We start from the raw sequence: 22,826 nt of genomic DNA on the forward strand, positions 1-22,826 counted from the left end.
GGCGGAGGATGGAAGGGACCGCACCGGTGGCGGCCGGAAGGGATGGGATCGCATGCGCTACGAGTTCCGCGTCGCCGGACTGGTCTCCCCCGCGCTGGCCGAGGCGTTCCCCGAGCTGGCCCGGGCGTCCGTCCCGGAGCAGAGCCTGTTCCACGGGGCGGTGACCGACGAGGCCCACCTGTACGGGCTGCTGCTGCGCTTCCAGTCCGTGGGCCTGCGGGTGGTCGAGCTGCGGCAGCTGCCGGACCCGGCGAGCGGGGGCGGTGGTGGCTGAGCCGCGCGGATGGGCCCGGTGCGCGTACGGCGGGCGCCGGGCGGGCCCGCTGCCGGCCGAGGAGCGCCGGCGCCGGTACGTCGTGCGGCGGGGCCGGCGGCGGCTCTGCCCGCCGTACCGGCCACGCTACCGGATCCGCTCCTGCCGCTGGGGATCCGGCGCCGGCCGGGCCCGCTGAGCCGGCGGCGAGCGGTCAGTGGTCAGCGGTCAGCGGCGGTCAGGTCGTGGTGATCAGCCCGCCGTCGATGACGAACTCGGCGCCGGTGACGTTGCCCGCGCGCCCGCCCGCCAGCAGCACGACCAGGTCGGCCACCTCCTCCGGGCGGGTGAAGCGCCCGGTCACCGACTGGGCGGCGGCGCCGCGGACCACGTCCTCCGGCTTGGCCCCGCCGGCCTTGGCGACGGTCGCCGCGACCCCGTCCTCGGACAGCCAGAGGGCCGTCTCGACCGGCCCGGGGCTCACCGTGTTGACCCGGACGCCCTGCGGCCCGACCTCCTTGGAGAGGGCCTTGCAGAAGTTGGTCAGCGCCGCCTTGGCCGCGCTGTAGTCGATGACGCCCGGATCCGGGAGGGAGGCGTTCACCGAGCCGACCGTGACGATCGAACCCGCCCCGGCCGCGATCAGGTGCGGCAGCGCCGCCCGGGTGGTGCGCACCGCGGACAGGAAGTTGACCGTCAGCGACCAGGTCCAGTCCTCGTCGGTGACCGAGCCGAAGCCGCCGGTGCGCGGCCGGACCGCCCCGACGTTGTTGACCAGGACGTCCAGCCGGTCGAACCGGGCGAGCGCCTCGGCGACCAGCCGGGCCGGACCGTCCGGCTCGGTGAGGTCGACCGCGACCGGGTGCACCGGCGCCGACCGGGCCATCCCGGCGAGCTCCTCGGTGATGCCCCGGGCGGCGGCCACCACGCTGGCCCCCTCGTCGACCAGCGCCCGGGTGACGGCCAGACCGATCCCGCGGCTCGCGCCGGTCACCAAGGCCACCCGACCGGACAGTTGAAGGTCCATCACACGCTCCCTCACGAGACACGGGCCCAGCGGTCCCCCTGGCACGATCCCAGCAAAGAACCCCCGGCGCACCTTACGATCGGGGCATGTCGAAGCATTCCGGCTCGTCGCTGTCGCTCTGGTCCGAGGATTCCGTGCTGTCGATCGGTTCGATCGGCTCCGCGCTCTCGATCGGCTCGGTCGGCTCGGTGCTGTCCATCGGCTCGGTCGGCAGCGCGCTGTCGGTCGGCTCGATCGGCTCCGCGGCCTCGCTGCTGTCCGCCGGCTCCTGGCTGAGCCTCGGTTCGGTGCTCTCCGAACGCTCCCGCTGGTCGGTGCTGTCCTCGCGCTGCTCCGGCGGCCTGCTGACCGCCGGGCTGGTGGCCGCGGCGGCCGGGACGGCGCTGCTGGCCGCGGGCCGGGGCCCGCGCCACGGCGGCCGGTGACCCCGCCGGGCCCCGGCGGTGCCCGGTAGCGGCGGCGCGCCGGCGGGAGCGGTCGTACGCTGCCAACAGGCGCGCCCGCACCCGAGCGGGCCGGGCCGCGACGGCCCGCACGCCGCAGCAGGGAGGTACCCCGAATGGCCGAGGAACTGATCCCGGGAATCGACCCCACCGCGCAGCCGAGCGGCGAGGGCTGTGCCGACTGCCTGGCGGCCGGCGGCTGGTGGCTGCACCTGCGGCGCTGCGCGGCCTGCGGGCGGATCGGCTGCTGCGACTCCTCGCCGGCCCAGCACGCGAGCGCGCACGCCCGGTCGGAAGGGCACCCGTTCATCACCAGCTTCGAGCCCGGTGAGGACTGGTTCTGGAACGTCGAGACCGAGGAGTACTACGAGGGGCCGGAGCTGGCCGGGCCGCAGGCGCACCCGGTCTCCCAGCCGACCCCCGGGCCCGGCGGCAGCGTCCCCGCCGACTGGCGCGAGCACCTGCACTGAGGGGCCGCGCGCCGGGCGGGGGCCGCCGCACGGCACAATCGCTGCCATGCAGCAGATCCTCGTCATCGGCATCGGCGCGGGCGACCCCGACCACCTGACCCTGCAGGCGGCCAAGGCCCTCGCCCGGACCGACGTCTTCTTCATCCTCGACAAGAACGAGGAACGCCAGGACATGATCCGGCTGCGCCGGCAGATCCTGGCCGAGCACGCCAAGCCGGGCCACCGCGTGGTCGGCGTCCCGGACGCCGAGCGGGACCGCACCACGCCGGCCTACACCGCGGCCGTGGACGACTGGCGCCGGCGCCGCGCGGACCTGGTCGAAGGGCTGCTGGCCGAGCACCTCGGCCCCGGGGAGACCGGCGCCTTCCTGGTCTGGGGCGACCCGAGCCTGTACGACAGCGTGATCGCGGTGGTGGAGGAGGTGCTGGCCCGCGGCGCCGCCTTCACGTACGAGGTGATCCCGGGCATCAGCAGCGTCTCGGCGCTGGCCGCCCGGCACCGCACCACGCTGACCCGGGTCGGCCGGCCGGTCCAGATCACCACCGGGCGCCGGCTGGCCCAGGGGTTCCCGGCGGGCGTGGACGACGTGGTGGTGATGCTGGACGGGCGGGCCGCGTTCACCGAGATCGACCCCGAGGGCCTGGAGATCTTCTACGGCGCCTACCTCGGCACCCCGGACGAGATCCTGGCCGCCGGTCCGCTCGCCGAGGCCGCGCCGCGGATCCGGGAGCTGCGCGAGGAGGCCAGGGAGCGCAAGGGCTGGATCATGGACAGCTATCTGCTGCGGCGCTCGGAGAGCTGAGGCACCGGGCCCGCCGGCTCTGCCGAGCCGGCGGACGGGGTCGAAAGGTCCTGCGCCAGCGAGTCGTTGAGCCTGGCGAGCAGGAGCTGGAAGGCGGCGGTGTCGTGGTCGGTGAGCTGGTCCCGTGCGGGGTTCGACTGAGGCATGCGGGGAACGCTAGAGGGCCGCTCTCAACGACGGATAAATGAGATCCGGCCACGCGCGGCGCACCGCGGCGGTCCGGCCGCCACGGCCAACCCGGGGGCCGGGGGCGGTCGTTGACAGCCGGTCCGGCAACCGATCTAATGCGGTCGTCACAGCGCGCCGGGAGAGTGCAGGTAGCCATGGGTACGGAGACCGATCCGGCGGCACTCAGCGCCTCCCGCGCCAAGGCCCTGTACGACCGGGATCCGGTCTGCCGATCGCTCGGGATCACGCTCGGCGAGGTCGGGCCCGGGCGGGCCACCGTCCGGCTGCAGCTCACCGGGGACATGGTCAACGGGCACGGCATCGCGCACGGGGGCTTCCTCTTCCTGCTCGCCGACGCGGCGTTCTCCTTCGCCTGCAACACCCACGGACCGGTCACGGTGGCGCAGGGTGCGCAGGTCAGCTTCCTGCGGCCGGCCGCCGCCGGCGACGAGCTGGTCGCCGAGGCGGTGGAGCGGGTCAGGTCCGGACGGCACGGGGTGTACGACGTGACGGTGCGCCAGGACGACGGCACGGTGGTGGCCGAATTCCGCGGGCAGAGCGTGATGCTCTCCGGGGAGCTGCGGGCGGGCTGAGCCGGCCCCGGGCCCTGACGGGCGTTCAGCCGCCGCCGGGGTGGTGGGCGGCCCACCAGTCGCGGCCCGCGGCGGGCAGCGTGGAGATCGGGTCGTAGCAGGGGTAGCGCCGGCCGGTGGCCTCGGCCGGATCGGTGGCGGCGCGGGTCTCGGGCGCGGTGCGGTAGCTCTTGGTCCAGTACGAGATGCCGCGCTCGCGGTCGTAGTCGACGGCCTGGTGCACCCAGCGCTTGCCCAGGTCCGGCACGTCGACGACGATCCGCGGGGTGGCGTACCCGGGGAGGTACCCCATGATGTCCTCCTGGAGCCGCTGGGCCTCGTGGACGGCGACCCGCCAGTGCTCGGCGTTGGGGATCATGTCGCACAGGTAGAAGTAGTACGGCAGGATGTTGGCCTCGCCCTGGAGCGCGAAGCACAGGTCCAGCAGGTCGCCCGCGGTGGCGTTCACCCCCCGCATCAGCACCCCCTGGTTGCGCACGTCCCGGACGCCCGCGTCCAGCAGGGCCCGGGCCGCCTCGGCGACCAGCGGGGTGACCGACCGGACGTGGTTGGCGTGGGTGTGCACGGCCAGGTTGACCGAGCGCCGGGCCGCCACCGCGGCGACCCTGGCCATCCCCGCCAGCACCTCGGGCTGCAGCCAGTGCTGCGGCAGGCCGACCAGCGCCTTGCTGGCGAGCCGGATGTCCCGGACCGACCCCAGCTCCAGCAGCCGCAGCAGGAAGCCCTCCAGCCGCGGCCAGGGCACGTTGGCCAGGTCGCCGCCGGAGACCACCACGTCGCGCACCTGGGGCGTGCGCTTGAGGTAGTCGAGCATCTGCTCCTGGCGGTCGGCCGGGCGCAGCACCAGCCGCGCCTTGGTGACCTGCGGGACGGAGTTGCCCACCAGGTCCATCCGGGTGCAGTGCCCGCAGTACTGCGGGCAGGTGGAGACCAGTTCGGCCAGCACCTTGGTCGGGTAGCGGTGGGTGAGGCCCTCGACCACCCACATCCCGGCCTCGTGCAGCGAGTCGCGCTCGGCCAGCGGGTGGCTGGGCCGGTCCTGCTCCCGGTCGGAGCGGACCGGGAGCAGGTAGCGGCGCAGCGGGTCGGCCAGGAAGGCGTCGGTGAACGCCGCCGGCCGGCCCGGTGCGTCCGGGGCCATCGTGTTCAGCATCTGCGGCGGGACCAGCAGCGACATGGTGGCGAACTGCTGCCGGTCGGCCTCCAGTTCGCGGTAGAAGCGGTCCTCCAGGAGGTCGCCGACCACGGCCCGCAGCTGCCGGGCGTTCTTCACGCAGTGCGCCCGCTGCCACCGGGCGTCGCGCCACTGGGCGGCGGTGACCTCCCGCCAGCCCGGCAGCCGTCGCCAGTCCGGTTCGGCCAGTGCGGTACGGACGTAGTGGTACGGCTGCCGGGCGGTGTCCTCGCTCATCGGTCCGGGCTGTCCGGAGCGCCGGTGAGCAGGGCGGCGTGGCGGGTGCGCAGCTCGCGCTTGAGCACCTTGCCGGTGGGGCCGAGCGGGAAGTCGCCGCTCTCCCGGGCGATCCGCACCGCGGCCAGGCCCGGCAGGCCGGCGCCGGCCAGCGCCTTGTCCGCGGCCTCCCGGACGCTCTGCGCGGTGGCCCCCGCGGCGTCCGCCTCGGCCTGCAACTTGACCACGGCGATGGGGAGTTGCCCGGTGCCGGCCGGGCCGGGCACGCCGATGACCGAGCAGTCCTGGACCAGCTCGGCGCAGTCGGCGAGCAGCACCTCCTCGACCGGCAGGCTGTAGAGCGGGCCGTCGACGGTGTCGATCACGTCCACCGTGCGGTCCAGGTGGTAGAACCGGCCGTCGGCGTCGCGGCGGGCCACGTCGCCGGTGAGCCAGTAGCCGGCCAGCTCGAAGCTGCTGGTCAGCCGGGGGTTGTTCCAATAGCCGGGGGTGCGGGAGGGGGTGATCACCCCGAGCAGGCCGACCTCGCCGTCGGGCAGTTCGGTGCCGTCCTCGGCGAGCACGGCGGCCCGGTGGACCACCTCGAGCGGCCTGCCGACGCAGCGGTCGTCGCGCTCGGTCTCCGGGGTGGTGACCTGTCCGAACAGGGCCATGCCCATCTCCGAGGAGCCCAGGCCGTCGATGAACTGCGAGCCGGGCAGGGCCGGTTGCTCCTCGCGCTGCTGCGGCAGCAGCCAGGGCTCGATCAGCCCGGCCGGGCGCTCGCCGAGCTGCACCAGCCGCCGGATGTGGCCGTGGTGGGCGCTGTCGCCGGTGTTGAACCAGGAGTGCACCTTGGCGGCGCCGGCGACCGGGAGTTCACCGGTGGCCAGCTCGACGAAGGTGCGCGGGAAGGAGGCCACCATGGTCGGCCGGAAGGCCTCCATCACGGGCTCCACGACGGCGCGCCGCCAGTCGCCCATCACCACGGTCGGCAGGCCGAGCAGGGTGGCGGTGAGGAAGTAGCTGAGCCCGCCCGCGTGGGTGTGCGGCATCAGCGACATCAGCCGGTCGTACGGCTCGGCCGGGAAGCGGACCATCCGCGGCTGCTTGCCGTCCCAGAACTGGCGGTGGGCGAGCATGGTGGACTTGGGCGTGCCGGTGGTGCCGGAGGAGTGGATCAGCGCCACCACGTCGTCGGCGGCGTGCTGGTACGGGTAGACGTCCGGCAGCGCGGTCGAGGACGCGTCGAAGGCCTGCACCTCGGCGGTGAGCGCGATGAACCGGGGCCGGCGCCGCGGGTCGGCCCGGTAGGCCGCGGCCAGCCGGGTCGGGTCGTCGGCGACGATGCCGACCACGCCGACGTGGTCGAGGTAGCGGACCATCACGTCGGGTCGCATGGCGTCGTTGACCAGGGCCGGTACGGCGCCCAGCGCGGTCAGCGCGAGGAAGTGCAGCAGCGGTTCCAGGCCTTCGGCGACCACGATGCCGACCGGTTCGCCGGGCCGCACGCCGTTGGCGTGGTACCACCGGGCGTAGCCGTCCCGCAGGGCGGCGAGGTCGAGCAGGCTGTGGCCGCGCAGCACGACCTCGCCGCGGTGGTCGGTGTGGTGGGTGAAGGCGAAGGGGACGGCCCGGTTCGGGTTGACCGCGAGGGCGTGGTCCAGGAAGTTGCCGGCGCCGAGGGCCGGTTCGGTCATCAGGTGCTGTCGTGCGGCGAGCGGGGCGATCGGACTGGTCTCGTGCATCGCTGTCTCCCAACCGGACTGACTGTGAGGGTGGTTCGGAACGGGTGCGGGTGCTGCTCGTACGGGGTGGCGCGGCCGATCGGGGTGCCGGGGAGCTACCGGGCCAGGAGTTCGGCCGCGACCCGGTGGCCCGAGCGGACCGCGCCTTCCATCAGGCCGAAGAACTCGGTGCTGGTCTCGGTGCCGGCCCAGTGCACCCGCTGCTGCGGGGCGGCAAGGCGCGGGCCGAGCTCGGTCCAGTCGCCGGGGCCGAGCAGGGCCGCGTAACAGCCCCGGCTGTACGGGTCGTTGACCCAGTCGGTGATGTGGCAGGCGATCGGCGGCGGGAGCTGCGGGAACAGCCGGGCCGCCTGGGCGACGGCCTCGGCGCGCTGCCGGGCGGGGTCGAGGGCGGCGAAGCGGTGCGCCTCGGCGCCGGTGACGAAGCCGGTGAGCACGCCGGCCCCGCCGCCGGGCGGGGAGTCGTCCACGGTGGACAGCAGCGGGCCCTCGGCGTTGACCGACCAGCCGGACAGGCCGTGCGCCCGCCAGTACGGCTCGGGGTGGACCAGCTGGACCTTGACCGCGCAGCCCCGGGCGGTCCGCGGGCCGCTGCGCGGGGCGAGCGGGCCCGGCCGGTACTCCAGCGCGTCGGCCAGCAGCGGGGGCAGCGCGACCACCACGGCGTCGGCCCGGGTGGCGCCGCGCGCGGAGTGGACGGTGACGCCGGCGGCGTCCTGGTCGACGGCGTGCGCCGGGTCGGACAGCCGTACCCGGCCGTCCAGGTGTTCCGCGAGCCGCTCGCAGAGCTGGTGGGCGCCGCCGGCCACCCGGTCCTGCTGGGCGCCGCCCTCGAAGGCGTTGAGGTAGCGGATGCCGCCGCCGGAGCGCAGGTAGAAGGCCAGGTGCAGGACGGAGACGTCGGCCGGGTCGGCGGCCATCATCTCGCCCAGGAAGAGCGGGAAGAACAGCCGGGCGTCGGGGTGGGTGAGGTGGCGCGCGGCCCATTCGGCGGCGGTCAGCGCGTCCAGCTCGGCGGCGCCGGGGGTCAGCCAGGGGGCGTCCGCCCGGACGGTGGCGGTGAGATCGGCCAGCAGGTCGAACATCCCGCCCAGGGCGACGGCGTCCAGCGGCGGGAAGCGGCCGGCCCGGGTGCCGTCGGCGGCGGCGCCGAGCGCGAACCGGCTGTCGCCGACCAGTTCGGTCGGGGCGGTCTTCAGGCCCGTCTCCGCGAGCAGCGCCAGCAGTTCGGTGTGCCGGTCGCCGAGGTAGGCGGCGCCCGCGTCGACCCAGGCGCCGGGGGCGACCTCGATCCCGTGGGTGCGGCCGCCGACCCGGTCCCGGGCCTCCAGGACGGTGACCTCCACCCCGGCGCGGGCGAGGTCGACGGCGGCGGTGAGCCCGGCGAGGCCCGCACCGACCACGGCCACCTTCATCGGGCGGCCCCCGCGATCTTCTTGGCGAGCGACTCGGGGGTGGGGGCGGCCAGGAAGTCCTCGAAGGACAGCTCGACGCCGGACTCGCGGGCGACGGCGCTGAGCACCCGGGTCGCGATCAGCGAATCGCCGCCGAGCGCGAAGAAGTCGGAGTCGGGGGTGATGCCGCCCGTCTCCAGCACCCGGCCGAAGACGGCCATCACCGTGTCCACGCTCATCGAAGGCCTCCTTGACCCTGTTCGGTGTGCTGTTGCCCGGCGGGCTGCGGTCCGGCGTAGCGGCGGTGGGACGCCGCCCGGTCGACCTTGCCGCTGGCCGTCCGGGCCAGGCCGGGCACGATCTCGATCCGGCCGGGGACCAGGTGCGCGGGCACCCGGGCCAGCAGGTGGCCGCGCAACCGGGCGGCCAGGCCGGCGGTGTCGGTGCGCGGGTGCGCCACCACGTACGCCACCAGGGCGGTGCGGCCGGCGAGTTCGGCCGCGGCCACCGCCACCTCCGCGACCTCGGGGTGGCCGGTGAGGTGGGTCTCGACCTCGGCCGGGTCGACCCGGACGCCGCGGACCTTCACCTCGCCGTCCAGCCGGCCGAGGTGGAGCAGCAGTCCGTCCGGGCGGCGCTCGACCCGGTCGCCGGTACGGAACCAGCGCTCCGCTCCCCCGGCGAACCGCGCCTCGGTGGCCTCCCGCCGCCCGGGGTAGCCGGTTGCCAGCGCCGGGCCGCCGATCAGCAACTCGCCGTCCTCGCCGATCCGTTCGCGGACGTGCGGCAGCGCGCGGCCGATCGGCACCCGTTCGGCCGACCGCCAGGGCCGGTCGAACCGGGGCGCCAGGGGGCCGTGCAGGTCGACGGCGTGGGTCACCAGCGTGGTCTCGGTGCTGCCGTAGGTGTTGACCAGGCGGATGCCGGCGGTCGCCAGCTCGCACCAGTCGGCCAGCCGGGCGGGCGCGGCGGCCTCCCCGCCGATCACCACCAGCCGTACGCAGGGCGGCAGCGCGGCCCGCTCCTCGGCGAGGTGGCGGACCAGTTCGTGCCAGTAGGCCGTGGGCAGGTCGAGCACGGTGATCCGGCGGCGTTCCAGCATCCGCAGGAAGCGCGGGAAGGAGCCGCTGTGCGCCTCCTCGTCGAAGACCAGCGCGGCCCCGGCGGTGACCGCGGGCAGGATCTCCTCGAAGCAGGTGTCCCAGTTGAGCGAGGCGAACTGCAGCACCCGGTCGTCCGGCCCGAGTTCGAAGAGCTCGCGCAGCGCCCGGACGGCGACCGTGATCGCCCCGGGCGGGACGGCCACCGGCTTCGGCGCCCCGGTGGAACCGGAGGTGAAGAGGATGTACGCCGACGCTGGATCGTCACCGCCGGGAGCCAGGTCGTGGGCGCCGCTGTCACCACCCGGGGCAGTGTCGGGAACACCACCCTGGTCGGGGCCCGACTCCGAGGGGGGAAACGTTTCTGCATCCACCACCGTGCGGCACCCCGCCGCCGCGACCATGGCCCGCTGCCGGTCGACCGGAAAGGCCGGATCGATCGGGCAGTATGTACCGCCCGCGGCCAGTACCCCGAGCAGCTCGGCGACCAGTCCCGGAGAACGGGAAGTTCGGACACCAACCACGCCTGGTCGATCACCCAGGCGCAAGGCCACCCGGCTGACCAGCTCGTCCAGACCGCGATAGGTCAGCGCGCGGCCGTTGTGCTCCACCGCCACCCGATCGGGGTGGCGCTCGACAATCTGCGTGAACACGTCAATCAAGTCCGGGGTGGCCGGACCGCCGCGAGTCCCTAAAATGACCGATCTCCCAACCGACCATGCAGAACGCACCATTGCGTCCTTGGCAATTCAGGGGGACTGTACCGGCGGGCGGGGGTGGCCACAATGGGTCGCAAGTTGCCAATCACCGGTGAATTCACGTGCCCCGCAAGCACCATGAGCGAATTGCGAAACCGTCCGCCGTCCCTCACTGACGGAGCGTCACATCAGGGGGGCGGGCGTGCTCCCCGGACGCCGGTTCCCGGGCAAACGGTTCGTCACGGTCCGGCCTCGGGCGGCCCAAGACCCGACCCCTGATCCTGAGCCCGGCCCGGCTCCGGTGCCACGCAGAACGCCCCGCCCCCGGGCCGGCCGGGAGCGGGGCGCTGGATGCGCTGACGGGGTGCGGGTCAGGCGGTGCCGGCCTGGACCGGCGCGGCGGGCCGCGGGCCGGTGCCACCGGCCGGGCGCAGGAACAGGAACAGGGTCGGCGCCAGGTAAGCCACCCAGACCAGCGACTGGAGGACCGACGGGTCCGGCTGGAAGTTGAACACGCCCTTCAGCAGGGTGCCGTACCAGCTGTCCTTGGGGATGGTGGAGCTGATGTCGAAGGCCATGCTGTGCAGGCCGGGCAGCCAGCCGGCCTCCTGGAGGTCGTGCACGCCGTAGGCGAGCACCCCGGCGGCCACCACGACCAGCATGGCACCGGTCCAGGTGAAGAACTTGGCCAGGTTGATCTTCAGCGCGCCGCGGTAGAACAGCCAGCCGAGCACGACCGAGGTGAGCAGCCCGAGGACGGCGCCGACCAGCGGGTTCCAGCCGTCGTTGGTGGCCTGCACCGCGGTCCAGATGAACAGCGCGGTCTCCAGGCCCTCCCGGCCGACCGCCAGGAAGGCGGTGGTGACCAGCGCGACGGTGCCCATCGCGAGGGCCGCGTCCAGCTTGCCGTGCAGCTCCGCCTTCAGGTGCCGGGCGGTGCGGCGCATCCAGAAGACCATCCAGGTGACCAGGCCGACCGCGACGATCGACAGCGAGCCGCCGAGCGCCTCCTGCGCCTCGAAGGACATCTGCGTGGAGCCGTACTGCAGCACGGCGCCGAAGGCCATCGAGAGCAGCACCGCGGCCGCGATGCCGGCCCAGACCGGGGCGAGCCGGTCGCGGCGCCCGGTCTTGACCAGGTAGGCGATCAGGATGCAGACGACCAGGCTGGCTTCGAGGCCCTCGCGCAGGCCGATCAGGTAGTTGCCGAACACGGCGGTCTCCTCAAGGGGTTGTACGGGGCGGGGCTCAGCCGAACAGGGCCTGGCCCCACCATTCGCCGGGCTTGCGGATGCCGGGCGGGCAGGCGAAGTGGGCCGAACCGACGTGCTGGATGTACTCGTTCAGCCGGTCGGAGGCGGCCAGCCGCTGCTGGAGCGGCACGAACGCCTTACGGGTGTCGCGCTGGTAGGCGAGGAAGAACAGGCCCGCCTCCAGCCGGCCGAGGCCGTCGGTGCCGTCGGTGAAGGAGAACCCGCGGCGCAGGATCATCAGGCCGTCGTTGCTGTCCGGGTGGGCCAGGCGCACGTGCGAGCCCTCCGGCATCGCGCCGAGGTCCGGGGCGTCCCGCTCCTGCTGCTTGGTGTAGGGGGCGCCCTCGCGCTTGGTGCGGCCGAAGACGTCCTCCTGCTCCTTGAGCGAGGTGCGGTCCCAGGTCTCGATGTGCATCCGGATCCGGCGCGAGACCAGGTACGAGCCGCCGGTCATCCACTCCGGGCCCTCGCCGGGGGCGACCCAGACGTGCTTGCCGAGCGCGTCGGCGTCGGTGCCCGAGATGTTGTGGGTGCCGTCCTTGAAGCCCATCAGGTTGCGCGGGGTCTGCGCCTCGGGGGTGGTGGAGGAGGTCTTGCCGAAACCGAGCTGGGACCAGCGGACGTTCACCACGCCCATGCCGATCCGGGCCAGGTTGCGGATCGCGTGCACGGCGACCTGCGGGTCGTCGGCGCAGGCCTGGACGCAGATGTCGCCGCCGCTGCGGGCCGGGTCGAGGTTGTCGTGCGGGAACTTCGGCAGGTCGATCAGCGCCTCGGGGCGCTTGGCGCGCAGGCCGAAGCGGTCCACGCCGTCCTTCTCGAACAGGGTGGGGCCGAAGCCGACGGTGAGGGTCAGCCGGGAGGACGGCAGACCGAGCGCCTCGCCGGTGTCGTCCGGCGGCGCCTCGGCCAGGCCGGTCGCGCCCGAGCCGACCTCACGGCCGCCGGTCATCACCGCGGCCGCCTTGGTCCAGTCCTTGAGCATCTTCACCAGCGCGTCCCGGTTGCCGGTGGTGACGTCGAAGGCGGCGAAGTGCAGCCGGTCCTGGACCGGGGTGGCGATCCCCGACTGGTGGTCGGAGTAGAACGGGATGTCCACGCTCGGCGCGGCCCCGGGCGCGGAGTCACCGTCACGCAGGGTGGCGGCCGCCACCGAACCGGCCGCCGCGGCGCCGAGTGCGACGCCCGCCCCCGCCCAACCGATCACGGCACGCCGGCTGACACCGCCCTGAGGCTCGCCGCTCGGCGCGGTCGGCTGGCCGGGGTCGGCAGCGCTCGGGGTCTCGGCGTTCATCGCGTGGGGTCCTTCTTCGGTCGGGGGCGGGGACGCTGGTGCCGTGACGGCCGGATCCGGCCGTCACGGCATGCAGGTTACGACGCGGTTCAGTTGACGACCACAGCGGCCGCCAGCTTGGACAGCGGCTCGGCCAGCGCGTTCACCGAATCGGCGAAGGTCTTGCGCTCCGCCTCGGTGACCTTGTCGTAGGAGGTGTAGACGTCGCCCTGCTTGTACTTGGCCAGCAGGGTCTGGATCGCGGCGAACTCGCTGTCCAGGGTCTTCGCCAGCTCGGCGTCCTTCTCCGCGGCGACCGGCTTGAGCAGGTCGTACGCCTTCTTCGCGCCCTCGACGTTGGCGGCGAAGTCGGAGAGGTCGGTGTGGCTGTAGCGGTCCTCCTCGCCGGTGACCTTGCCGGTGGCGACCTCGTCCAGCAGCTCCTTGGCACCGTTGGCCATGCTGGTGGCGGTGATCTCGGCCTGCGGGATCTTCTTCTGCCAGTCGGTCAGGTCGGCGACCAGCTGGTCGGCGAGCTTCTTGTCGGCGTCGGTGATGGCGCCGTCCGCCCAGAGCGACTTCTCCAGCTTGTGCCAGCCGGTCCACTCCTGGCCGGGCTCCAGGCCGTCCTCGCGGGTGTCGGTCTTCGGGTCCACGTCGCCGAAGCTCTCGGCGACCGGCTCGGTGCGCTCCCAGCCCACCCGGGACGGGGCGAACAGGCCCTTGGCCTTCTCCATGTCGCCGGCCTTGATCGCCTCGGCGAACTGGGTCACCACCGGGATGGTGGCGTCGGCCTGCTCCTGGGCGTACTTCTGGTAGGCGGTCACCGCGTCCTGGAGGCGGGTGTCGGCCTTGGCGGTGGCGCCGCCCTCACCGGTGACGGTGATCTTCTGGCGGATGCCGTCACCGGTCATGCCGGGCTTGCAGGCCACCTCGTAGCTGCCGGCCTTGATCTCGGCCGAGATGTCGACGTGGGTGCCGGGGCCGATGTTCTCGCGCTCGGTGACAATCTTGTCACCGGCCGCGTAGACGTAGACCTCGGTGGACTTGGTGCCCTTGTTGTGGACCGACAGCTTGACCTGGCCACCGGGGAACGTGGTCTTGGACAGCTCGCAGGCCGTGTCCGAGGCGTTGACCTGGATCGCGTCTGCGGAGGCCTTGTCGTCCTTCTTCGAGCAGCCGGCCAGGGCGCCGCCTATGACGGCGACGGAGAGCAGGGCGGCTGCGGCGGTACGGCGACGGGCGGACATGAGAACTCCACGGGCGAGGGCCTACAGGGACTGACAGGCACGGGGCATGACAGATACAGGACGTGACAGGTACAGGGCAACAAAAAGGACGACCGGGATCAGGTGCTCGACCCCCCGGTCGTCCAGTTAGCTGAGGCATACCTTAGAAGTCGCCCGCGGCGCCGTCCACACCGCCCCCTGCCCCGGCCGAGGGTTTTACCAATTCGTGGCCCGGCGGCGCCCGGCCCGTCCGGAGCGGTGGGGGCGGCCCGGCGCGGGCCGCCGGGGGCCGCCCACGGGCCGGCCGGTCCAGCGGCGCGCGAGCGGCCTGCGACGGCCGTCACAGCCACCCCGGCCCGGCCGTGCCTAGGCTGGGGCCCGGCAGGCGCGGGCGCGGGGACGAGGAGTCACGGTGACGGCAGTTCAGCTGATCGGACGGATCGTGGACCCGGGCAGCTTCGTGCCCTGGGACGAGCCGCTCGGCGCCCCGCCGGCCGACCCCCGCTACCGGGCGGCGCTGGCCAGGGCCCGGCAGCGCAGCGGCCTCGACGAGGCCGTCACCACCGGGCGGGCCCTGCTGGCGGGCCGTCCGGTGGCGCTGGTGGCCTCGGAGTTCGCCTTCCTCGGCGGCTCGATCGGCGTCGCCACGGCCGAGCGGATCACCCGCGCCGTCGAACGGGCCACCGCCGAGCGCCTCCCGCTGGTCGCGCTGCCGGTCTCCGGCGGCACCCGGATGCAGGAGGGCGCCGCCGCCTTCCTGTGCATGGTCCGGGTCACCGCCGCCGTCCAGGCGCACCAGGCCGCCGGACTGCCCTACCTCACCTACCTGCGCAACCCGACCATGGGCGGGGTGTTCGCCTCCTGGGGCACCCTGGGGCACCTGGTGCTGGCCGAGCCCGGCGCCCGGCTCGGCTTCCTCGGCCCCCGGGTGTACGAGCAGCTGCGCGGCGAGCCGCTCCCCCCGGACGTCCAGCTCGCCGAGACCCTGGCCGCCCGCGGGCTGCTGGACGCCGTGGTGCCGCAGGAACGGCTGCGCGAGGTGCTGCGGCGCGCGCTCGACGTGCTCGGCGAGCCGGCGCCGGCCGCCGCCGTCCCGGCGGTGGCTCCCCCCTCCGGCGCGCCGGCCGATGCCTGGGACTCGGTCCGCCGCACCCGGCGCCCCGACCGCCCGGGCGCCCGGCAGCTACTCCGGCACTGCGCCGACGGTCTGCTGTCGCTGGACGGCGAGGGCGCGCTGGTGCGGGCGCTGGTCCGGTTCGAGGGGCGGCCTGCGGTGGTGGTCGGCCAGCAGCGCCAGCAGGGCGGTGCGGCGCAACCGTTCACGGCGGCCGATCTGCGGCTGGTCCGCCGCTCGGCGCGGCTGGCCGAGCAGCTCGGGCTGCCGCTGGTCACCCTGGTGGACACCGCCGGGGCCGAACTCTCCGCGCAGGCCGAGCTGGACGGGATCGCGATCGAGATCGCCCGCTGCCTGACCACGCTGGTGGCGCTGCGCACGCCGGTGCTCGCGGTGCTGCTCGGCCAGGGGTCCGGCGGCGGGGCGCTGGCCCTGCTGCCCGCCGACCGGGTCCTGGCGGCCGAACACGCCTGGCTGGCCCCGCTGCCGCCGGAGGGCGCCTCCGCCATCGTGCACCGGGACGGCGACCACGCCGCCGAGCTGGCCCGCTCCCAGGGCATCGGTGTCACCGACCTGGCGGCCGCCGGCCTGGTCGACACGGTGATCGCCGAACTCCCGGACGCCGCCGAGGAACCCGCCGCCTTCTGCACCCGCGTCGGCCACGCGATCGCCACCGCCCTGACCGACCTCACCAGCACCCCGCCCCTGGCCCTGCTCGCCGCCCGCGCCCACCGCAACCGCCGCCTGGGCGGCGGGGGTTGAGCGGGAGAACCAGGCGATCAGCCCGACAGCTCCCGGAGTTCGGGGAGGACGCGCGCGACCGTCCCGAAGTTCGGCGGGCGCGAAGGACCTTCGTGTCGTGGTGCACGGCGGTGGCGGGAACCAGCCGGTCCATCACCCCGGCAGAGCGGGTGTGCCGATCATTCGGGTCCGGTACCTGCCCGCTTGCGCGCCGCGTAGGCGCGCGCAGTCGGCTCGAACTCCCCGGCGGCGGCGCGCCGGGACAGCCGAACGAGCGCTTCGAGCCGCTTCGCCCGGTCGGTCGGAACGGCGTCAGCCGCGGGGTTCGGGCGGTTCGCCGCTGAAGGTGACGCGGCCGCGGTCGAGGACGTGGAGCAGGACGCCCGGGCGGGCGAGGGGTGGGGGTAGGGACGGTTCGGCGAGGGCGACGGTGCGGCCTTCGGCGGCCAGGTCCAGCAGGAGGCCGTACAGGCGGGCGACCACGGCGGGGGCCAGGCCGCGGGCCGGCTCGTCCAGCAGCAGCAGGTCGGGGCGGGAGCGCAACGCGCGGGCGAGGGCGACCAGTTGGCGCTGGCCGCCGGAGAGGGTGGCGGCCCGGCGGTGCAGCAGCGGGGCGAGTTCGGGGAACGGCGGGTCGGCGGGGTCGGGGCCGCCGAGGGCCAACTGCTCGGCCACGGTGAGCGATCCGAACACGGCCCGCTCGGCGGGGACCAGGGCGATGCCGAGGCGGGCCCGGCGCCAGGCCTCGGTGGCGGTGATGTCCCGGTCCTGCCAGCGGACCTGCCCGGCGGTGGGGCGCAGGGTGCCGGCCAGCGCGTGCAGCACGGTGCTCCGCCCGGCGCCGTTGCGGCCGAGCAGCACGGTCACCCGGCCGGCCGGGAAGGCCAGGTCGACGCCGTGCAGGGCCTCCAGCAGGCCGTACCGGGCCCGGACCCCGCGCAGTTCGGCGGCGGCGCTCACCGCGCGCCCCACAGTCCGGCCACCCGCTCGTCCGCCAGGACGGTCCGGGCCGGGCCGCTGAGCAACACCTTGCCGGCGGCCAGCACGTAGGCGGTGTCGGCGAGTTCGGCGACCAGCTCGGCGTCGTGCTCGACCAGCAGGACGGCGAGCCCCTCGGCGGCCAGCGCCCGCAGCACGGCGGCCAGGTGGTCGGTCTGCTCGGTGTCGAGGCCGGCGGTGGGTTCGTCCAGCAGCAGCACCCGGGGGTCGGCGGCGAGCGCCCGGGCGAGTTCGAGCAGGCGCAGGGCCCCGGTGGGCAGGTCGGCGGCCGGCCGGTCGCGGACGCCTTCCAGGCCGAGCAGCCGCAGCGCGCGCGTGGTGGCGGTGCGGGCCGCCCCGCGTCCGGCCGCGGGCAGGCCGAGCAGTCCGCGGACGGTGCCGGGGGCGCGCTGCTCGGCGCCGACCCGGACGTTCTCGCCGACCGTCAGGCCGGGGAAGACGGCGGGCTGCTGGAAGGTGCGGGCGAGGCCGAGCCGGGCGCGGGCGTGGTCGGGCAGCCGGGTGATGTCGCGGCCGTCCAGCCGGACCCGGCCGCCGTCGGCGCGGGTGGCGCCGCCGAGGCAGTCGAACAGGGTGCTCTTGCCGGCGCCGTTCGGCCCGACCAGGGCGGTGATCCGGCCGGGTGGCACGGTGAGGTCGACGCCGTCCACGGCGGTGGCGCCGCCGAACCGGCGGACCAGGCCGTGCGCGCTGAGCCCCGCGGCCGTCCCGGTGGTGGCGCCCTCGGTCATCCGGCGCCGCCGCCCGTGAGTCGGGCCCGCACCCGCCGGCCGAGCGGGCCGAGCACCGGCCGGGGCGGCCGGCGGCGGCGCCCGGCGAGGCCGGCCAGCCCACCGGGCAGCCGGCCGATGGCGACCGCGCCCACCCCCACCACGACGGCGGACACCCCTTGGCCGGCCAGCGTGTCGAGGGTGGTCAGGGCAGCCGCGGCGGCCACCGCTCCAGCCGCGCTGTCGACCCCGGCGACCACTGCGGCGGCGAACCAGAGCAGGCCGCGGACCGGGTCGAAGGCGTTCGGGTCGAAGGAGTGCGAGGCCAGCGTGGTGAGGGCGCCGCCGAGCGCCGCCAGCCCGGCCCCGGTCATGAAGAGGAGCAGTTTGAGCCGGGGCACGTCCACGCCGGCGGCCGAGGCGGCGCTCTGCTGGTCGCGCAGCGCGGTCAACGCGCGGCCGAGCCGGCCCCGGTGCAGGTTGCGGACCAGCAGCAGGGCGGCGCCGAGCAGCAGGAGTTCGACGGCGTACAGGCCGCGGTCGCCGCCGGGCAGCGCGGTCCGTCCGAGGTCCAGGCCGGTGGTCGCGTACGGCTGGTCGAACACCAGGCGGCTGAGTGCGGTGCCGACCGCGAGGGTGGTGAGCGCGAGGGCGAGGCCGCGGCGCCGGATCGCGGGCCAGCCGGTGAGCAGGCCGAGCGGCACGGCGGCGGTGACCGCGAGCAGCAGCGCCGGCACCGCCGGGAGCGCGGGCAGTCCCGGCACCCGTCCGGAGACCAGCAGCGCGGTGCCGAGGGCGCCGAGCCCCGCGTACCCGGCCTGGCCGAGCGAGACCTGGCCGCCGTACCCGGTGACCACGACGGTGGAGAGCAGCACCAGGGCGAGTGCCGGCACCGCGAGGGCGTGCCGCAGGTCGTCGGCGCGGAACCAGAGCGGCAGCAGCAGCAGGACCAGGCAGGCGGCCCGGACCCCGGCCGAGGTGGTGCGCCCGTACGGCACCGGCAGGCCGCGGTCGGCGGCGAGCGCGGTGCGCCACGGCAGCAGCGCGGCGACCAGCAGCGCGACCACGAAGAGGTTGGCCTGCAGGGCCTGGGCGAGCGGCAGCAGCTGCCCGGGCGGGCGCCACCGGGTGAGCTCGCTCTGCACCACGCCGAGCGCCAGGCCGGTGGCGACCGCGACGGGCAGGCTGCGCAGCCGGGCGGCGACGGCCACCGCCATGGTCTCCAGCACCAGCAGCGGCAGCCCGTACGGGTCGAGCAGCAGGTAGGGCGCGAGCAGGACGCCGACCAGTCCGGCGGTGAACGAGCCGAACGCCCAGCCGAAGGCCGACACCCGGTCGGCGTCGATGCCGGTCAGGGCGGCCAGCCGCCGGTCGTCGACCACTGCGCGCAGCCGGACGCCGAGGCCGGTGTACCGGTCGGCGAGGCCGATCGCGGCGGTGAGCAGGAGCACGCCGGCGAGCTGGGTGAGGGTGTCCAGCCGCAGCGGGTGCCCGCCGGGGCGGGCCAGCACGGTGGCGGGGGCGAGCGCGGGCGCGTCGCCGAACGGGGTGGTGCCCCAGACCAGCACGGCGGTGCCGATCAGCAGCACGAACACGCCGACCGAGGCGACCAGGGTCTCGGCCGGCCCGGCGCCGCGGCGCAGCAGCGGCCGGAAGACGGCCGCCTCGAGCAGCACGCCGAGCGCGGGGGCGGCGATCAGCAGGCAGCAGACGGCGGCGAGGGCCAGCGGCCAGTGCCGGACCACGACCAGTTCGCGCAGCAGGTAGGCGATCAGCATCGCCTGGGCGCCCTGGGCGAGGTTGAGCACGCCGGTGGCGCGGTGCGTGACGATCAGTCCGACGCCGCTGAGCGCGGCGGCGCTGCCGACGGCGAGGCCGGCGAGCAGCAGGTCGAGGCCGAGTCCGAGGGTGTCCGGCACGGTGTCAGCCGTCCGCGGGCCGTGGGGCTCCGCCGTGCGGCGGCGGGGGCGGGGGTGGGGCTCCGCTTTGCGGCGGCGGGGGCGGCCCGGGGTCGCAGACCGGGCAGGGGGTGAGCGAGCGCTGCCGGGCGTCCGCCGCGTCGACCGGTACGGCCTGCGGCTTGCCGGCCACCAGCGGGCAGTCCCGGCGGTGGTAGAGGGTGCCGGCGGGGACGGCGAGCGGGGGCCCGTCGGCCACGGCCGGCTCGACGGCGGCCGCCTCCGCGGTGAGCAGCGCGTAGAGCTGGTCCACCCGGGGGTCGGTGGGCGCGTCCGGCCGGTCGGCGCCGGATCGGCCGCCGAGCAGCAGGGCGCCGGCGGCGAGCAGGGCGGTGCCGGGGGCGGTGGCGGAGGCGAGGTAGGGCAGCTGGCGGGCGGTGAGCCGTTCACCGGACACGCCGTACCAGCCGAGCAGGCACAGCAGCAGCCCGGCGACGGCCACCGGCCAGCCGGGGCGTGCGCGCAGGGCGCGGGCTGCGGTCCGCAGGTGCTGGCGCGTCATGGGCCCTTCCGTGGGCGGTGCCGGGCGTCCGATTTGAGCCTTATGCTCGCTATGTTGCACATTGTCCGGTGATTTTCCTTCATAGTGTCCCGTGCGGCGTATCCAGCCGCAGCCCGGCCCGTCGGCCGGACAGCCAACCGAGCGACCGGGGCGGACGGGCCATCAGGTCGGGAAGAACGCGGTGAGCGAGCCATGAGCATCAGGCACAGTGACCACCGGACCGGGGCCCTCCCCGGGCCGCACCCCCACCCGGACGGCGGCGCCCGCCGGCCGCGCCGGCCACGGGCGGCCACCGCCCTGGGGCTGACCGGGGCCGTGCTGGCCACGCTGCTGGCGGCGGGGTGCTCCAGCTCGAGCTCGAGTTCGAGCAATCCCTCGGTGTCGGTGTCGGTGTCGGCCCCGGCCTCCGCCTCGGTGTCGATCTCCGTCTCGGGCCCCGCCAGCGCCTCGGCCACCGCTTCGGCGACCGCTTCGGCCACCGGGAGCGCGCCGGCCGACGTGGCCGGAGCGACCGCCCAGGTCACCGCCACCTGGGAGAAGTTCTTCGACCCGGCCACCTCGCTGGCCGACAAGGCGGCGCTGCTGCAGAACGGCCAGCAGCTGGTCCCGGTCCTCCAGGGATTCGCCTCCGACCCCCGGGTCGGCCAGGTGAAGGCCCAGGTCACCTCGGTGGACTTCAACTCGCCGACCACCGCCACGGTGACCTACTCGCTCTCCCTGGAGGGCGCGGTGGTGCAGCCGGACGCCAGCGGCCAGGCGGTGCTGGACAACGGCACCTGGAAGGTGTCCACCTCGACCCTGTGCGGCCTGGTCGCGCTCGCCGGGAACACCGCCACCGCGGTGCCCGGGTGCAGCTGAGCCGGCGCCACCGGACGGCGGCGGGCGGGCGTCGCCCGGCCGCCGCCGTCCTCGCGGCGGTGCTGCTGCTGGCCGCCACCGCCTGCGGCAGCCGGCTGCCGGAGAGCGCGTTCGGCCCCGGCGGCCCGACCCCCGACCTGGCCACCGACACCGGCGTGACGACCCAGGAGATCCGGGTCGGCATCATCACCTCGGTCACCAGCCCGGTCGGCGGGGAGACCTTCACCGGCCCGCGCTACGGCGCCCTCGCCTTCTTCCGCGCCCTCGACGACCGGGGCGGCCTGCACGGGCGGACGGTCAAGGTGGTCACCTGCGACGACGGCGGCAGCGCCATCGGCAACGTGGACTGCGCGCACCGGCTGATCGACCAGGAGCGGGTCTTCGCCCTGGTCGCCGGCAGCGTGCTGGACTACGGCGGCGCCCCGTACGTGGACGCGCACGCGGTACCCGACGTCGGCGGGCAACCGATCGGCACGGCGTACGACCGCTGGCCGCACCTGTTCAGCATCTACGGCTCCTCCGCGCCGCGGGACGGCCGCTCGGTCGGCTGGGACGGCGTGCTGTACCAGAGCACCGAGGTCTACCGCTTCCTCAAGGAGCGGCTCGGCGCCCGCAGCGCGGCGGTGGTCTCGTACAACCAGGCCGACTCCGCCCGCTACGCCCGGCAGTTGGAGGAGGGCCTGCGGTCCGAGGGCTTCCGGGTGCTGAGCCAGAGCGTGGACCTCGCGCTGCCGGGCTTCCAGACCGTGGCGGCCGCGATGAAGGCGGACGGCACCGAGCTGCTCTTCGACGCGATGGACAGCCGGGGCAACGCCGCGCTGTGCCAGGCGCTGGACGCGGCCGGGGTGCGACTGACCGCCAAGGTCACCAACGTGCAGAACTGGTCCGAGACGGTGCGCGAGGACTACCGGGACTCCCCCGGCTGCCGGAACAGCCTGTGGGCGACCTCCGCCTCCCGCAACTACGAGGACACCGGGCAGAGCGCCGTCGCCGACTTCCGCGCGGCGATGGCCCGGTACTACCCGGAACGGGAAGGGCAGCTGTCCGCCTGGGAGTTGGAGGGCTGGGCGGCGGCCCAGTGGCTCACCGACGCGATGGACTCCTGCGGCACCACCCCGACCCGCGCCTGCGTCGAGCGGTTCATGAACCGCAGCGAACCGTACGACGCGCACGGCCTGCTGATCCCGACCGACTTCACCCGCCGGCCGCGCCCCACCGGACCCACCCTCGCCTGCCTGAACGCCGCCCGCTGGCAGGACGACGCCTTCGGCGGGCGCGGTGGCTGGGTCGGCCAGGTCACCGACCCGGCGACCGCCTGTTACGACGTCCCGCAACTCCCCTACCGACCGTGACCACTTGGTCACGATTGCCCAACGGCTCGCCAACATATGGGAGTTCCGTGCGGAAAGCGTGAACAGGCCGGGGTCGCTCCTGGTTGACTCACCGACCTGCCCACCCCCGCGGAACGGAGCCTTCCACAACCATGCCCTCGTCCACCCGCACCGGCCACCGGCGGCTCGCCGGGGCCTGCGGCCTCGTGCTGGCCGCCGCGTTCGCCCTCACCGGCTGCGACCCCTCGGACGGCACCAGCGCGCCGCCGCCGCCCGTCGCCACCAGCGCCACCGCCGCCACCCCGGCCCCCGCCACCACCAGCGCCGATCCGACGCCGAGCCCCACGCCCACACCGACGCCGAGCCCGACCCCGACGGTCGCCGAGGCCGCCGTACCGGTCACCCCGCCGGCCGCGCCGCCGGCCGTCACCACCACCAAGGCGGCGGCGCCGCGGACCACCGCCCCCGCGCCGAAGACCACCACCAGGACCGCCGAGCCGCCGCACACCGACCCGACCACGCCGGCCCCGGCCCCGGCCGGGTGCGAGATCGTGTCCAACGCGGGCAACTGCTACCAGGCCGGCCAGTTCTGCCGCAACGCCGACCTCGGCCGGAGCACCCACGACGCCAACGGCCGGATGATCTACTGCCGGATGGTCAGCGGCAAGCCGCACTGGCAGGCCTGAGGCCCCGCGCCGCCGCGTCCTGGTTCGCCGTCCCGGCGGCCCGTCCCGACCCGTGAGCTGCACCTCGGGCCCGGACGGGCCGCCGT

The 22,826-nt window shown here is 75.1% G+C and carries 21 protein-coding genes and 1 pseudogene; 9 read left to right on the forward strand and 13 right to left on the reverse strand.

Annotated features, from left to right (window positions below; translation table 11 throughout):
• Positions 1-52: 52 nt before the first annotated feature.
• Entirely contained in the window at positions 53-274 is a 222-nt protein-coding gene (locus ABT014_RS30185; RefSeq protein ID WP_350642414.1) for a DUF8691 family protein, read from the forward strand.
• A 217-nt stretch (positions 275-491) separates the two neighbouring features.
• Here the strand turns inward: ABT014_RS30185 and ABT014_RS30190 are convergent, their stop codons facing one another.
• Positions 492-1,280: an SDR family NAD(P)-dependent oxidoreductase gene (locus tag ABT014_RS30190; RefSeq protein WP_350642415.1), complete on the reverse strand. Its 789-nt coding sequence runs from the start codon at positions 1,278-1,280 to the stop codon at positions 492-494.
• An 86-nt stretch (positions 1,281-1,366) separates the two neighbouring features.
• Here ABT014_RS30190 and ABT014_RS30195 point away from each other — a divergent pair, with 86 nt between their 5' ends.
• The 3 genes from ABT014_RS30195 to cobF all read left to right on the forward strand — a co-directional run bounded on the left by ABT014_RS30195 (position 1,367) and on the right by cobF (position 2,995).
• The gene (locus ABT014_RS30195; RefSeq protein ID WP_350642416.1) at positions 1,367-1,705 is read left to right on the forward strand and encodes a hypothetical protein; all 339 of its coding nucleotides are present in this window, start codon (positions 1,367-1,369) and stop codon (positions 1,703-1,705) included.
• Between the two features lie 134 nt (positions 1,706-1,839).
• Complete coding sequence (locus ABT014_RS30200; protein ID WP_350642418.1) at positions 1,840-2,193, forward strand: UBP-type zinc finger domain-containing protein; 354 nt, start codon at positions 1,840-1,842, stop codon at positions 2,191-2,193.
• A gap of 46 nt (positions 2,194-2,239) precedes the next feature.
• Positions 2,240-2,995, forward strand: a complete 756-nt coding sequence (gene cobF, locus ABT014_RS30205; RefSeq protein ID WP_350642419.1) for a precorrin-6A synthase (deacetylating) — start codon at positions 2,240-2,242, stop codon at positions 2,993-2,995.
• Here cobF and ABT014_RS30210 read toward each other — a convergent pair.
• Positions 2,968-3,141 carry a hypothetical protein gene (locus tag ABT014_RS30210; protein ID WP_350642420.1) on the reverse strand — a complete coding sequence of 58 codons (174 nt, stop codon included), beginning with the start codon at positions 3,139-3,141 and terminating at the stop codon, positions 2,968-2,970. The genes cobF and ABT014_RS30210 overlap by 28 nt on opposite strands.
• Before the next feature lie 177 nt (positions 3,142-3,318).
• Between ABT014_RS30210 and paaI the strand changes: the two genes are divergently transcribed.
• On the forward strand, positions 3,319-3,756 hold the full coding sequence (gene paaI, locus ABT014_RS30215) for a hydroxyphenylacetyl-CoA thioesterase PaaI (protein WP_350642421.1): 438 nt from the start codon (positions 3,319-3,321) through the stop codon (positions 3,754-3,756).
• 25 nt (positions 3,757-3,781) lie between these two features.
• Here the strand turns inward: paaI and ABT014_RS30220 are convergent, their stop codons facing one another.
• From ABT014_RS30220 to efeO, 8 genes are all read right to left on the reverse strand, one after another.
• A complete protein-coding gene (locus ABT014_RS30220) occupies positions 3,782-5,167 on the reverse strand; it encodes a KamA family radical SAM protein (protein ID WP_350642422.1) in 1,386 nt (461 codons plus the stop codon).
• Positions 5,164-6,894 carry a class I adenylate-forming enzyme family protein gene (locus ABT014_RS30225; RefSeq protein WP_350642423.1) on the reverse strand — a complete coding sequence of 577 codons (1,731 nt, stop codon included), beginning with the start codon at positions 6,892-6,894 and terminating at the stop codon, positions 5,164-5,166. Before ABT014_RS30225 ends, ABT014_RS30220 begins: the two co-directional genes overlap by 4 nt.
• 95 nt (positions 6,895-6,989) lie before the next feature.
• On the reverse strand, positions 6,990-8,309 hold the full coding sequence (locus tag ABT014_RS30230) for a flavin monoamine oxidase family protein (RefSeq protein WP_350642424.1): 1,320 nt from the start codon (positions 8,307-8,309) through the stop codon (positions 6,990-6,992).
• A complete protein-coding gene (locus ABT014_RS30235; RefSeq protein WP_350642425.1) occupies positions 8,306-8,527 on the reverse strand; it encodes an acyl carrier protein in 222 nt (73 codons plus the stop codon). The genes ABT014_RS30230 and ABT014_RS30235 overlap by 4 nt, the downstream gene beginning before the upstream one ends.
• Positions 8,524-10,041: an amino acid adenylation domain-containing protein gene (locus tag ABT014_RS30240; protein ID WP_350642426.1), complete on the reverse strand. Its 1,518-nt coding sequence runs from the start codon at positions 10,039-10,041 to the stop codon at positions 8,524-8,526. The genes ABT014_RS30235 and ABT014_RS30240 overlap by 4 nt, the downstream gene beginning before the upstream one ends.
• A 416-nt stretch (positions 10,042-10,457) precedes the next feature.
• On the reverse strand, positions 10,458-11,300 hold the full coding sequence (gene efeU / locus ABT014_RS30245) for an iron uptake transporter permease EfeU (protein ID WP_350642427.1): 843 nt from the start codon (positions 11,298-11,300) through the stop codon (positions 10,458-10,460).
• Positions 11,301-11,334: 34 nt separating this feature from the next.
• On the reverse strand, positions 11,335-12,633 hold the full coding sequence (gene efeB, locus ABT014_RS30250; protein ID WP_350642428.1) for an iron uptake transporter deferrochelatase/peroxidase subunit: 1,299 nt from the start codon (positions 12,631-12,633) through the stop codon (positions 11,335-11,337).
• 89 nt (positions 12,634-12,722) lie between these two features.
• Positions 12,723-13,862, reverse strand: a complete 1,140-nt coding sequence (gene efeO, locus ABT014_RS30255) for an iron uptake system protein EfeO (RefSeq protein ID WP_350642429.1) — start codon at positions 13,860-13,862, stop codon at positions 12,723-12,725.
• A gap of 391 nt (positions 13,863-14,253) precedes the next feature.
• Here efeO and ABT014_RS30260 point away from each other — a divergent pair, with 391 nt between their 5' ends.
• Entirely contained in the window at positions 14,254-15,717 is a 1,464-nt protein-coding gene (locus tag ABT014_RS30260; RefSeq protein ID WP_350642430.1) for a carboxyl transferase domain-containing protein, read from the forward strand.
• Between the two features lie 291 nt (positions 15,718-16,008).
• Here the strand turns inward: ABT014_RS30260 and ABT014_RS30265 are convergent, their stop codons facing one another.
• From ABT014_RS30265 to ABT014_RS30280, 3 genes and pseudogenes are all read right to left on the reverse strand, one after another.
• Positions 16,009-16,656 carry an ABC transporter ATP-binding protein gene (locus ABT014_RS30265; protein ID WP_350642431.1) on the reverse strand — a complete coding sequence of 216 codons (648 nt, stop codon included), beginning with the start codon at positions 16,654-16,656 and terminating at the stop codon, positions 16,009-16,011.
• Positions 16,653-19,324: pseudogene (locus ABT014_RS30275) on the reverse strand (ABC transporter permease subunit). The gene ABT014_RS30265 and the pseudogene ABT014_RS30275 overlap by 4 nt, the downstream one beginning before the upstream one ends.
• A 4-nt stretch (positions 19,325-19,328) precedes the next feature.
• Complete coding sequence (locus tag ABT014_RS30280) at positions 19,329-19,865, reverse strand: hypothetical protein (protein WP_350642434.1); 537 nt, start codon at positions 19,863-19,865, stop codon at positions 19,329-19,331.
• Between the two features lie 192 nt (positions 19,866-20,057).
• Here ABT014_RS30280 and ABT014_RS30285 point away from each other — a divergent pair, with 192 nt between their 5' ends.
• The 3 genes from ABT014_RS30285 (at position 20,058) to ABT014_RS30295 (ending at position 22,740) form a co-directional block, all read left to right on the forward strand.
• Complete coding sequence (locus tag ABT014_RS30285; protein ID WP_350642435.1) at positions 20,058-20,723, forward strand: MTB12 C-terminal domain-containing protein; 666 nt, start codon at positions 20,058-20,060, stop codon at positions 20,721-20,723.
• Positions 20,720-22,075 (forward strand): ABC transporter substrate-binding protein, encoded by a 1,356-nt coding sequence (locus tag ABT014_RS30290; RefSeq protein WP_350642441.1) that lies wholly within the window; start codon positions 20,720-20,722, stop codon positions 22,073-22,075. Before ABT014_RS30285 ends, ABT014_RS30290 begins: the two co-directional genes overlap by 4 nt.
• Positions 22,076-22,206: 131 nt before the next feature.
• Positions 22,207-22,740, forward strand: a complete 534-nt coding sequence (locus ABT014_RS30295; protein WP_350642436.1) for a hypothetical protein — start codon at positions 22,207-22,209, stop codon at positions 22,738-22,740.
• Positions 22,741-22,826: the final 86 nt, after the last annotated feature.

The sequence above is a fragment of the Kitasatospora sp. NPDC094015 genome (assembly GCF_040304075.1).
Classification (GTDB): domain Bacteria; phylum Actinomycetota; class Actinomycetes; order Streptomycetales; family Streptomycetaceae; genus Kitasatospora.